This window comes from Sphingomonas oryzagri, from assembly GCF_029906645.1.
In the GTDB taxonomy this organism is placed as follows: domain Bacteria; phylum Pseudomonadota; class Alphaproteobacteria; order Sphingomonadales; family Sphingomonadaceae; genus Solisphingomonas; species Solisphingomonas oryzagri.
Map to the genome: position 1 here is coordinate 2,832,084 of NZ_JARYGZ010000001.1, position 11,777 is coordinate 2,843,860.

The following is an 11,777-nucleotide window of genomic DNA, read 5'->3' on the forward strand; positions in this document are numbered from 1 at the left end:
AGGAAACGGAGTGCCCGCCTTCATCCCCGATATCCTAGCGGCGATCGCGATGGTGGGTGTCGCGTACAATCTGGCGGGGGCCGCGCTGGCGGGGCGGTGGCGCGACACGCCCGCGAAGCGTCCGGCCGCGACGCCGTCGATCACGATGCTCAAGCCGCTGTATGGCCCGGAGCCGGAACTGGCCGTGAAACTCTCCGGCTTTCTCGATCAGGATTATGACGGGCCGATCGCGATGGTGTGCGGCGTCTCGCGCGCCGACGATCCCGCCCTCGCCGCCGTGCCGGCGACCGCGCGCACCGTGATCGATCCCGCCCGCCACGGATCGAACGCCAAGGTCTCCAACCTCATCAACATGATGCGCGAGGTGGACGGCGAGATCGTCATCCTCTCCGACAGCGACATGAGCGTGCCGCGCGACTACGCCGCCCGCATCGCCGCCGCGCTGGAGGAGCCGGGGGTCGGCGCCGTCACCCTGCTCTATAGCGGGCGCGGCGAGACGAACGGCTGGTCGCGCATGGCGGCGGCCGGAATCAGCTGGGGCTTCCTGCCGAGCGTGATGGTCGGGCTGGCCACCGGCCTCGCCAAACCGTGCATGGGCTCGACCATCGCGATGCGCCGCGAGACTCTCGACGCGATAGGCGGGTTCGAGCGTTTCAGGGATCTGCTCGCCGACGACAACGCCATCGGCATGGCCGTGCGCGAACTCGGCCTCCAGGTAGTCGTCCCCGCGCCGATCGTTACCCACAGCTGCACCGAGACGAGCCTCGCCGCGCTCGCCGCGCACGAACTGCGCTGGAACGCCACCGTGCGGATGCTCGATCCGGCGGGCTATGCCGGCAGCATCGTCACCTATCCGCTGGTCTGGGGCCTGATCGCCTGGATCGCAGGCGCCTGCTGGTGGGTGCCCTTCGTCGCCCTGCTCGCCCGCCTCGCGCTCGCCGAGCGGATCGACGTCATCACCGGCCGCCGCACCGCGCCGCTCTGGTGGCTGCCGGCGCGCGACCTGTTGTCTTTCGGCCTCTATGTCGGGGCCTTTTTCACCCGCCGTGTTGATTGGCGGGGCGCGCAGCTTCATATGGCGCGTGACGGCCGCATGACAGCCGAACCGGAGACTCGATACCCATGACGCTCAAGACCCTCTTCATGCAGGGCCCCTCCTTCGACGGTTTCGACGGCGGCGCCGGTGCGCGCTACCAGATGAAGCGCGAAGTGAAGAGTTTCTGGTATCCGACCTGGATCGCGCAGCCCGCCGCGATGATCGAGGGTTCGCGCCTGATCGACGCGCCCGCGCAGGACCAGAGCTGGGACGACATCAAGCATGAGGTGGACGACAAGGAACTCGTCATCCTCCACACCTCGACGCCCAGCTTCAATCAGGACAAGCGCACCGCCGAGCTTGTAAAGCAGCGCAACCCCAAGGCGCTGGTCGGCATGGTCGGCGCCAAGGTGATGATCGAGGACGAGAAGAGCCTGAAGGCGTGCGAGGCGCTCGATTTCGTCTGCCGCGAGGAATATGATTTCACCTGCGTCGAGCTGGCGTCGGGCAAGCCGCTCGCCGAGATCGACGGCATCACCTGGCGCGGCCCGGACGGCACGATCGTCCGCAACAAGGATCGCGCGCAGATCGAGAATATGGACGTGCTGCCGATGGTCTCGCCCATCTACCGGCGCGACCTCGATCTCACCAAATATTATGGCGGCTATCAGCGCCACCCCTACGTCTCGTTCTACACCGGCCGGGGCTGCAAGAGCCGCTGCACCTTCTGCCTGTGGCCGCAGACGATCGCGGGCCACCGCTATCGCCACCGCTCGGTCGCGGCGGTGATCGAGGAGGTGAAGTACGTCCTCAAGGAAATGCCCGAGATCAAGGAGATCTTCTTCGACGACGATACGCTGGCCGACGCGCACGATTTCGTCGTCGAGCTGTCGGGCGAGATGCGCAAGCTCGGCTTCGGCACCAAGGGCTTCGACATCACCTGGGGCTGCAATGCCAAGGCCAACGTGCCGCAGCCGGTGCTCAAGGCGATGAAGGAAGGCGGCTGCCGCGTGCTGCTGGTCGGCTATGAGAGCGGCAACCAGCAGATCCTGCACAACATCAAGAAGGGCTTGCTGACCAAGGTCGCGCGCCAGTTCACCAAGGATGCGCACGCGCTGGGTCTCACGATCCACGGCACCTTCATCCTCGGCCTGCCGGGCGAAACGCTGGAGACGATCGAGGAGACGATCCGCTACGCGATCGAGCTGAACCCGCACACCATCCAGGTGTCGCTGGCCGCACCTTATCCGGGCACGTTCCTCTACAACCAGGCGGTCGAGAACAAGTGGTTCGACGGCACCGACCACCTGCTGAACGACGACGGCACGCAGATCGCGCAGCTCAGCTATCCGCACCTCTCGTCGGCGGTGATCTTCGACAAGGTGGAGGAGTTCTACAAGCGCTTCTACTTCCGCCCGCGCAAGATCGGCGCGATTGTGGGCGAGATGGTGCGCGACTGGGACATGATGAAGCGTCGCCTGCGCGAAGGCGTGGAGTTCTTCAGCTTCCTGCGCCACCGCAAGGAAGCCGCCTGACGGCTGAGTGGGAATCCGTTCGTGCTGAGCGAAGTCGAAGCACGTGCAGCGGGCGCAGCGCTTGCGGCACGTCCTTCGACAGGCTCAGGACGAGCGGAGATTAGTTTGCGCAACCTCATCGTCACCGCCGACGATTTCGGGGCCTCGGTCGCCGTCAACGAAGGCATCGAGATCGCGCATCGCACCGGCATCCTCACCGCCGCCAGCCTGATGGTGGCGGGTGAGGCGGCTGAAGATGCGCTGATCCGCGCGCGGCATCTGCCGGCGTTGGGCGTCGGCCTCCATCTGGTATTGGTAGAGGGGCGGCCGACATTGCCGCCAGAACAGGTGCCCGATCTGCTCGACAGCAGCGGCCATTTCCGTACCAACATGGCGCTGGCCGGCGCCAACATGTTCTTCCGCCCCGCCGTCCGCCGCCAACTCGCCGCCGAGATCGAGGCGCAGTTCGCCGCCTTCGCCGCGACCGGCCTGCACCTCGACCACGTCAATGCCCACAAGCATTTCCACCTGCACCCGACGATCGCCGGGCTGATCCTGAAGATCGGCGCGCGATACGGCCTGAAGGCGGCGCGCGCGCCCGTCGAGCCGCTCGACCTGATCGGCGCGATCGAGCCGGTGAAGCCCACCCTCGCCGGCCGCATCGCCGGGCCTTATGCGAATAGCCTCGCGAGCCGCTTCCGCCGCGCCGGCCTCACCGTGCCTGATCGGGTGCTGGGCCTCGCCTGGTCCGGCCACATGACCACGCCGCGCCTCACCGCACTGATCGAGCGCCTGCCGTCCGGCCTCACCGAAATCTACACCCACCCGGCAACCGAGGATGCCTATCCGGGTTCGGCGCCGGGCTACGAATATCGCGCGGAACTGGCCGCCTTAGTTGATCCGGCCATAAAGGACAGCGTCAGGGAGCAAGAGATAAGGCTCGGTCGTTTCGCAGACTTCACGACCGATAAGGAGCAGAATGCATGAGCGTGATGGAAAAGATCGAGGCGCCGGCACCCGGCCCTCAGGAAACCGTCCGGCTCGGCTCCGAAGCCCATCTGCGCCTGATGTGCCGCCAGCTGCTCGACACGCACGATCCCTATCAGCCAGCGCTGATCGAATGGCCCGAGCTGGAGGAGGAAACCCGCCAGCGCATCGTCTCGCTGCCGATCTGGGACATGGCGGTGCAGACCGAGGGGCGCACCGGCCTGTTCGTCAAGACCTTCGGCGAAACCATCAAGGATCCGCTGCTCAAGGCCACCATCGACATGGATGCCTTCGAGGAGGCGCGCCACAAGGTCGTCCTCGCCGACATGGTGAAGGCCTACGGCATCGAACTGGAGCCCGAGCCGGACTACATCAAGCCCAGGGATGCCGAATGGGCCTTCATGCGATCCGGCTATTCAGAGTGCATCGATAGCTTCTTCGGCTTCGGCTTGTTCAAGATCGCCAAGGATACCGGCTTCTTCCCCAAGGCGCTGATCGACACGTTCGAGCCGGTGATGCGCGAGGAAGGGCGGCACATCCTGTTCTTCGTCAACTGGGTCGCCTGGTGGCGCCGGACGATGCCGTGGTGGCGCCGCCCCTTTTTCGAGGCGAAGGTACTCGCCGTTTGGCTCTTCCTGATCCTCGAACGGATCGATATGGCGAAGGGCATGGGGGACAACAGCAAGGCGCAGGAGAACAACTTCACGCTCAACGGCTCGAAGGAGCTGGGCGTCGAGGTGAGCTTTCCGGAACTGGCGCGCATCTGCCTGTCCGAGAATGACCGCCGCCTCGCCCCCTATGACAAGCGACTGATCCGCCCGAAATTCGTGCCTGCCATGATGCGCCTCGCGCTCAGGTTCGCGCCCAAGAGCAAGACCGCCTGAGTTGGACCGTCTCCGCTGGCCGATCGCGCTGGCGACCATCGCCGGGCTTGCCGCCGCCGTATGGGCGATGCACCGCGTCGGTTTCGCGGGGCTGCTCCACGCGATCGACCGAATGGGGTGGCTGGGTTTCCTCGCCTTCTGCGCGGCGAGCCTCGTCCTGTCGCTGATCCTCGGCGCGGCGTGGTGGGCCTCGATGCCCGGCCAGCCGTTGAAGCGCCTGCCGCTCTTTGCGTGGGCACGGATCGCGCGCGAGGGCGCCAACGACCTGCTGCCGTTCAGCCAGATCGGCGGGCTGATCGTCGGCGCGCGCGCGCTGACCCGCCTCGGCCTGCCCGGCCCGCGCACCTATGCCGCGATGGTGGTTGACCTCACCACAGAGATGGCGAGCCAGGTCGCGGTCACCCTGTTCGGCGTGGCGGCGATCGCCTCGATCCTGATCGACAGCCAGCGCCATGCGGTCGGCCCGGCGGCGTGGGTGGGGGTCGGCCTGTCGATCGCGATGACCGGCGCGTTCATCCTGCTCCAGCGCCCGCTGCTCAAGCTCGCCGACGGGCTGGCGCAGAAGATGCTGCCCAATGCGCCGATCGGCTTCGACCGGCTGCATGTGGAGCTGGGCAGCATCTATGCCAACAAGGGCGCCGTCGCCCTCTCCTTCCTGCTCAATCTTGCCGGCTGGCTCTATGCCGCCCTGCTCGCCAGCATGGCGCTGTCGCTGATCGGGGAGCCGATCGCCTTCTGGCGGATCGTCGCGCTGGAAAGCCTGATCTTCGCGCTGAGGGGCGCGGCGTTCGTCATTCCCGGCGCGATCGGCGTGCAGGAAGCGGGCTATGCCCTGCTCGGGCCGCTGGTCGGGCTGGGGCCGGAAGCGGCGGTGGCGCTGTCGCTGATCAAGCGCGCGCGGGACATCGCGATCGGTCTGCCCGCCTTGCTGGTGTGGCAGGCATTGGACGTTCGTCGAACCCCGCAATCGGTTCGCTAAACGGTCACTCTTTTCCGCTAGCCTCGAACCATCAGGGATTCGGGGGAATCATGGCCACGATCTGGAAACAGCCCACGCCGGCTCGCGCCGCGCGACGGACGGAACGTCATAATGCCGATATGCGCGCCTGGATGCGATTGCTCCTGTGGGCAACGCGTCACTGCGGGCACTGAACGGACGATACGCACACGCTACTGTCACCGGGGGTGCGGACGGGCAAAGGGAGCTCAGCCCGTCCGATCTCGATCCTGAAGCGGTTCCGATCCGGTTGCACCGGATCAACCGCTCCAGGTATTTGGTCTGCCGCATTTTCCGAGTCATCAGGTGATTCCACCTGATTGGAAAATGCTTTAGAACGCTTCGGCCGGCAAGGCCATCATCGATCTTTTGCCCGATTTGATGGCGAGGAAGATCGCGGTCGCCTGCGGCAGGATGCGATCGAAGAAGAAGCCGGCCGTCGCCAGCTTCGCCTTGTAGAAGCCCTCATCCTCGCCGGCGCCTTCCGCCAGCTTCGCGGTCGCGATCCTGCCGGCCTTGAGGAAGGTGTAACCCATGCCGACCAGCCCCATCAGGCGCAGGTAATCGGTCGCGGCGGCACCCGCTTCCTCCGGATCCTTCAGGCCCTTCTGCGCGATCGTCGCGGTGGAAAGCTGCAGCGCACCGAACGCCTGCTGCATCCCGCCGGTCCAGATCTTCAGCACCTTGTCGTCCGCCTTCGCCATATCCTCGAGCAGGTTGGAGACGGCGTGGAAGAAGGGGCGCAGGTTGGCGCCCATGTCCGCACCCAGCTTGCGGCCGACGAGATCGAGCGCCTGCACGCCGTTGGTGCCCTCGTAGATCTGGGCGATGCGCGCGTCGCGGACGAACTGCTCGACGCCATGTTCGCGGATGAAGCCGTGGCCGCCATAGGTCTGGACGCAGAGGTTCGCGGCCTCCGATCCCAGATCCGTGAACAGCGCCTTCACCACCGGCGTCATCAGCGCGACGAAGCGCGTCGCGCGGACCTTCACCTCGGGATCGTCGCTATGCTTCTCGGCGTCGAGCGCGCGCGAGCACCACTGGCCGAGCGCGCGGCACCCTTCCGCATAGACGCGCATCGTCATCAGCATCCGGCGTACGTCCGGGTGGACGATGATCGGATCGGCGGGGCCATCCGGATTCTTGACGCCCGAGAGCGAGCGGCCCTGCAGCCGCTCCTTCGCGTAGGCGACGGCGGACTGGTAGGCGATCTCGTTGATGCCGAGGCCCTGCACGCCGACCGAGACGCGCTCGGTGTTCATCATCGTGAACATGGCAGCGAGGCCCTTGTTGGCCTCACCGACGATCCAGCCGGTCGAATCGTCGAAATTGATCTGGCAGGTGGCGGAAGCCTTCAGCCCCATCTTGTGCTCGATCCCCGCGACCGAGACGCCGTTGGACGGCCCCGGCGTGCCGTCGTCCTTGGGCAGGAACTTGGGCACGAGGAACAGCGAGATGCCCTTCACGCCCTTGGGCGCATCGGGAAGCCGGGCGAGGACGAGGTGGATGACGTTGGACGTCAGGTCATGGTCGCCGGCCGAGATGAAGATCTTGGAGCCGGTGATCTTGTAGCTGCCGTCCGCCTGCGGTTCGGCCTTGGTACGCAGCAGGCCGAGATCGGTGCCGCAATGCGACTCCGTCAGGCACATCGTGCCGGACCATTCGGCGCTCACCATCTTGGGCAGATAGGCCTGCTTCAGCGCGTCGGTGGCATGGCCTTCGATCGCGGTGGTCGCGCCGTGGGTGAGGCCGGGATAGAGGCTGAACGACACGTTGGTCGCGCAGATCATCTCCTCGACCAGCTTGTTCACTGTCTCCGGCAGGCCCTGCCCGCCCCATTCGGGATCGGAGGCGAGCGACGCCCAGCCGCCCTCGCGGAAGGTCTCGTACGCTTCCTTGAAGCCCTTGGGCGTGCGGACGACGCCATTCTCGTAGGTGCAGCCCTCGATGTCGCCGCTCGCGTTCAGCGGCAGCAGCACGTCCTTGGCGACCTTGTTGGCCTCTTCCAGCACCGCATCGAGCAGGTCCGGGGTGAATTCCTCATGTGCCTTCAGCCCGCCGAACCCGTCGTCGGCGAACAGCTCGTGGAGCACGAAGCGCATGTCGCGCAGCGGCGCGTCGTAGGTCTGCATCGTCCCTGTATCCTCTCAACCGCCCACCGTCCGGGTTCGGTCCGCGTAGCCATATCTTGATTTTCGAGTCAAGATAAGCAGGCCGAACCCGCACAGGGGCTACCTCCTCAGTTGCGCAGCGGCTTGCCGGTGGTGAGCATATGCTCGATCCGGGCCTGCGTGCGGCTGTCCTTCATGCTTTCGAGGAACTTCGCCCGCTCGATCCTGAGCAGCTGGTCCTCGGTCACGGTGTCGAGCAAATCGGCCTCGCCGCCGGTCAGCACCTCGGCGAGACGATCGGCGACCACACCGTCATAGGCGGTGGCGATGCCCTTCTTCTGGAAGTCCCGCACCGCCATGTTGAGACCGGTGCGGCCAGAGGCCCCCGCCAGCTTGAACACCGGCGGCTCGGGCGGCGCGTAGCCGTCGACCAGCGACAGCGCCTTGGCCTTGGCGTCCGCCAGCAGGCGGTCGCGGTTCATGGTGATGCCGTCGCTCTCGCGCAGGAACATCTGCTCCTTGGCTTCCGCCGCCGACTTGGCGACGGTCGCGGTCGAGACCGTCTGGAACACCTTGGCGAGCGGCGGCATCGGCCCCTTGGGCATCATCTTGGCCTTGGCGGCGCGATCGAGCATCTCGCCATTGCCGCCCCAGCCCGGCACGAGGCCGACACCGGTCTCGACCAGACCGATATAGGTTTCGGCATGGGCCTGGATCGCATCCGAGTTCAGGCAGATCTCGCACCCGCCGCCGAGCGCGAGGCCCGCCGGCGCCGCGACCACCGGGAAGGGCGCGTATTTCAGCGCCTTGAACGCCGCCTGGCCGCCCGCGATCAGCTTCTCGATCTCGCTCCACGCCGCGATGTTCACCGCGAACATGGCGAGGCCGAGATTGGCGCCGGCCGAGAAGTTACTGCCCTCGTTGTAGATCACCAGCGCCTTGAACTGCGCCTTCACGATCGGAATGGCGAGGTTGATCAGCTTGATCACCTCTTCATCCAGCGCGTTCATCTTGCCGGTGAACTCGATCGCGGCCACCCCGTCGCCGACGTCCCACAGCGCTGCCGAACCCGTCTTCGCGAGTGGCTCGGTGCGGAGCTTGATGTCCTCCAGCAGCTCCACGCCCTCGGCGCGCTTCACGTCGTGATAGGCGCCCTCGGCGGTCAGATACTGGCGCCTGCCGTTCTCGATCCGGTAGAAGGGCTTGTCGCCCGTCGCCTTGAGCAAAGCCGGCACCGGTTTGCCTTCGGCGGCCAGACGCTCGGCGAGCTTGCCCGGCCCGAGCTTGTCGATCAGTTCGAACGGCCCGAACTTCCAGTTGTAGCCGAGCTTCATCGCGTCATCGATCGCGACGATGTCGTCCGCCGCCTCGCCGACCAGCTTGGCCGCGTAGGAGAGGACAGGACCGAGAACCGCCCACGCATACTCGCCGACCTTGCCCGGCGCCGTCACCAGCGCCGCAAGGTCACGCTCGGCCTTGCCGGGAAGGGCGGCGGGCTTCTGCTCGGCGCGATATTCGCCGGAAACAAGGTCGAGCGACAGCTTGGTGCGCTTGCCGTCCTTGCCCTTCTCCAGCTTGTAGAAGCCGCCCTTGCCCTTGCGGCCGGTATAGCCCTCGGCGATCATCTTCTCGACCAGCGGCATCGGCCGGATCGTGTCGAAATAGGGATCGCCCTTGGGCAGCGTGTCGCCGAGGCTCTTCGAAAGAAGCGGCATCAGGTCGACGCCCACGAGATCGATCAGCCCGAAGATGCCCGTCTTGGGCACGCCCATCGGGCGGCCGCCGATCTGGTCGGCCTCCTCGACGGTGACACCGAGGTCCATCGCGGCGTTGACCGCGATCGCCAGCCAGTAGGTGCCGAGACGATTGGCAATGAAGCCCGGCGTATCGTGCGTGTGGATCACGCGCTTGCCCATCGCGCGATCCGCGAAGGCCTCGACCTTGGCGACAAGCGCCGGATCGGTTTCCGGGCCGGCCACAATCTCCAGCAGCCGCATGTAGCGCGGCGGGTTGAAGAAGTGGGTGATCAGGAAGTCGCGCTTGAACTGGTCCGTCCGACCCTCGACCAGATGGCCTAGCGGGATGGTCGAGGTGTTGGAGGAGATCGCCGCACCCGGCTTCTTCACCTTCTCCAGCTTCTCATAAAGCGACTGCTTGATGTCGAGCCGCTCGACGATCGCCTCGACGATCCAGTCGCATTCGCCGGCCTTGTCGAGATCGTCGTCGATATTGCCGGTCTCGACCAGCTTCGCGGCGCGCTTCGACATGAAGGGCGCCGGATCGGTCTTGAGCATCTTGGCCACCGCGCCCTTGGCGATGGCGTCGCGGTCACTGCCCTCCTTGGGCACGATATCGAGCAGGAGCACGGGGACGCCCGCATTGGCGACCTGTGCGGCGATCCCTGCGCCCATCGTGCCGGAGCCGATGACGCAGACCTTCTTGATCTCCCCCACCATTATGCGCGCTCCAACACCGTGGCGATGCCCTGCCCGCCGCCGATGCACTGGGTGGCGAGCGCGTACTTGCCGCCCTCACGCTCCAGCAGCGCCGCCGCCTTGCCGACGATGCGCGCGCCGGTGGCGCCGAGCGGGTGGCCGATGGCGATCGCGCCGCCGTCGATGTTGATCGTCTCTTCCTTCAGGCCGAGATCGCGGATGCAGGCAATCGCCTGGCTGGCGAAAGCCTCGTTGATCTCCACCACGTCGAGCTGATCGGCGGTGATGCCGGCGCGCTCCAGCGCCTTCTTTGAGGCGCCGATCGGGCCAAGGCCCATCGTCTCTGGCGCGCAGCCCATGATGCCGACCGCCTTGATCTTGGCGAGCACCTTGAGGCCGTGCTTGGCGGCGAACTCGGCCGAGGTGACCAGCACGGCGGACGCACCGTCGGTCAGCGGCGAGGAGGTGCCGGCGGTGACGGTGCCCTCCTTGTCGAAGGCGGGCTTGAGGCCGGCGAGGATTTCAGCCGTGGTATCGGCGCGGATGATGCCGTCCTCGGTGACATCGCCACCCTTGGTCTTGATCGGCACGATCTCGTCGACGAGCTTGCCGGCCGAGCGCGCGGCGGCGGCCTTCTGCTGGCTCTTCACGGCGAGCGCTTCCTGCTCGGCGCGCGGGATCTGATAGTCGCGGGCGACGTTCTCGGCCGTCTCGCCCATGCCCATATAGGCGCCGGGGCGCTTGGCGTAGAGCTCGGGGCTGGGCATCGGGTTGAAGCCACCCATCGGGATGCGGCTCATCGATTCGATGCCGGCTGCGATGAACGCCTCGCCCGCGCCGATCGCGATCTGGCCCATCGCATAGTGGATCGCGCTCATCGACGAACCGCAGAAGCGGTTGATCGTGACGCCGCCGACCTGCAGCGGCAGATCGGCAAGCAACCCGATGAGCCGTGCGACGTTCAGGCCCTGCTCCCCTTCCGGGAAGGCGCAGCCGAGCACGATGTCCTCGATCTCGGCCGGGTCGACCTTGGTACGCTCCAGCAGCCCGCGAATCGTCTGGGCGGCCAGATCGTCGGGGCGGGTGCGGGCCAGCGCGCCCTTGTTCGCCAGAGTGAAGGGCGAGCGGGCGTAACCCGCGATCACGACGTCGGACATCCGAATCCTCTCCTGAATAACGGCGCCCTCGATATAGAGCGTCGCCGAGTTGCCTTAAAGGTGCGACGATTTCCCTATACGTCAACCAATTTTTGCGTCACAAGATACGAGTCGCCTCGCCGTAGCGGCAGGCGGTGGCCCCATGCGCCGACAAGAGCGCAAGCCGGGTCGAGATGTTCCAGTCGAGGAGGAGAGGCCTCATGTTGCCCATGCTTTTCGCGGCGTTCCTTGCCGCCCCGTCGGCCGATTCGGTGATCGGCACCTGGCATTCGCCGACCAAGAACGGCATCATCAGCATCCAGAAATGCGGCAGCTCGATCTGCGGCACGCTGGAAAGCGGCGACGACATCAAGGCCAACCCGGCCGCCAAGGACGTCAACAACAAGGACGCCAGCCTGCGCGGCCGCCAGCTCAAGGGCATCCAGATGCTCAGCGGCTTCAGCTGGGACGACGGCGCCTGGACCGGCGGCAAGGTCTACAATCCCAATGACGGCGGCACCTACAGCGGCAAGATCACGCCGGTGGACGCCAATTCGCTCAAGCTGCGCGGCTGCATCATCTGGCCCGCCTGCAAGACCGATACGTGGACCCGCGTGAAGTAATCGCCACCCAGGTGCCCCGCGAGGGACCCGTCATCGCTGACCTGCGTTAGCGCG

General features: G+C 66.1%; 9 protein-coding genes. 6 read left to right on the forward strand and 3 right to left on the reverse strand.

The window, feature by feature from the left end; translation table 11 throughout:
- The first annotated feature begins 10 nt into the window (after positions 1 to 10).
- The 5 genes from hpnI to QGN17_RS13770 all read left to right on the forward strand — a co-directional run bounded on the left by hpnI (position 11) and on the right by QGN17_RS13770 (position 5,400).
- Positions 11 to 1,126: a bacteriohopanetetrol glucosamine biosynthesis glycosyltransferase HpnI gene (gene hpnI / locus QGN17_RS13750; protein ID WP_281045038.1), complete on the forward strand. Its 1,116-nt coding sequence runs from the start codon at positions 11 to 13 to the stop codon at positions 1,124 to 1,126.
- On the forward strand, positions 1,123 to 2,571 hold the full coding sequence (gene hpnJ / locus QGN17_RS13755; RefSeq protein WP_281045039.1) for a hopanoid biosynthesis associated radical SAM protein HpnJ: 1,449 nt from the start codon (positions 1,123 to 1,125) through the stop codon (positions 2,569 to 2,571). The genes hpnI and hpnJ overlap by 4 nt, the downstream gene beginning before the upstream one ends.
- A gap of 105 nt (positions 2,572 to 2,676) precedes the next feature.
- The gene (gene hpnK, locus QGN17_RS13760; RefSeq protein ID WP_281045040.1) at positions 2,677 to 3,537 is read left to right on the forward strand and encodes a hopanoid biosynthesis-associated protein HpnK; all 861 of its coding nucleotides are present in this window, start codon (positions 2,677 to 2,679) and stop codon (positions 3,535 to 3,537) included.
- Positions 3,534 to 4,421, forward strand: coding sequence for a ferritin-like domain-containing protein (locus QGN17_RS13765; RefSeq protein ID WP_281045041.1), 888 nt, complete (start codon positions 3,534 to 3,536; stop codon positions 4,419 to 4,421). The genes hpnK and QGN17_RS13765 overlap by 4 nt, the downstream gene beginning before the upstream one ends.
- Position 4,422: 1 nt before the next feature.
- Positions 4,423 to 5,400, forward strand: coding sequence for a lysylphosphatidylglycerol synthase domain-containing protein (locus QGN17_RS13770; protein ID WP_281045042.1), 978 nt, complete (start codon positions 4,423 to 4,425; stop codon positions 5,398 to 5,400).
- Positions 5,401 to 5,750: 350 nt separating this feature from the next.
- On the opposite strand, the gene QGN17_RS13775 is transcribed toward QGN17_RS13770, so the two are convergent.
- The 3 genes from QGN17_RS13775 to QGN17_RS13785 form a co-directional block, all read right to left on the reverse strand.
- Entirely contained in the window at positions 5,751 to 7,550 is a 1,800-nt protein-coding gene (locus tag QGN17_RS13775; protein ID WP_281045043.1) for an acyl-CoA dehydrogenase C-terminal domain-containing protein, read from the reverse strand.
- 107 nt (positions 7,551 to 7,657) lie between these two features.
- The gene (locus QGN17_RS13780; RefSeq protein ID WP_281045044.1) at positions 7,658 to 9,985 is read right to left on the reverse strand and encodes a 3-hydroxyacyl-CoA dehydrogenase NAD-binding domain-containing protein; all 2,328 of its coding nucleotides are present in this window, start codon (positions 9,983 to 9,985) and stop codon (positions 7,658 to 7,660) included.
- Complete coding sequence (locus tag QGN17_RS13785; RefSeq protein ID WP_281045045.1) at positions 9,985 to 11,121, reverse strand: thiolase family protein; 1,137 nt, start codon at positions 11,119 to 11,121, stop codon at positions 9,985 to 9,987. Before QGN17_RS13785 ends, QGN17_RS13780 begins: the two co-directional genes overlap by 1 nt.
- A 200-nt stretch (positions 11,122 to 11,321) precedes the next feature.
- On the opposite strand from QGN17_RS13785, the gene QGN17_RS13790 reads away from it, so the two are divergent.
- On the forward strand, positions 11,322 to 11,723 hold the full coding sequence (locus QGN17_RS13790) for a DUF2147 domain-containing protein (RefSeq protein WP_281045046.1): 402 nt from the start codon (positions 11,322 to 11,324) through the stop codon (positions 11,721 to 11,723).
- The last annotated feature ends 54 nt before the right edge of the window (positions 11,724 to 11,777 follow it).

Coding starts and splice junctions, on each gene's coding strand:
- hpnJ (WP_281045039.1), top strand. CDS start 1,123: ATGACGCTCAAGACCCTCTTCATGCAGGGCCCCTCCTTCGACGGTTTC.
- QGN17_RS13765 (WP_281045041.1), top strand. CDS start 3,534: ATGAGCGTGATGGAAAAGATCGAGGCGCCGGCACCCGGCCCTCAGGAA.
- QGN17_RS13775 (WP_281045043.1), bottom strand. CDS start 7,550: ATGCAGACCTACGACGCGCCGCTGCGCGACATGCGCTTCGTGCTCCAC.
- QGN17_RS13780 (WP_281045044.1), bottom strand. CDS start 9,985: ATGGTGGGGGAGATCAAGAAGGTCTGCGTCATCGGCTCCGGCACGATG.
- QGN17_RS13785 (WP_281045045.1), bottom strand. CDS start 11,121: ATGTCCGACGTCGTGATCGCGGGTTACGCCCGCTCGCCCTTCACTCTG.
- QGN17_RS13790 (WP_281045046.1), top strand. CDS start 11,322: ATGTTGCCCATGCTTTTCGCGGCGTTCCTTGCCGCCCCGTCGGCCGAT.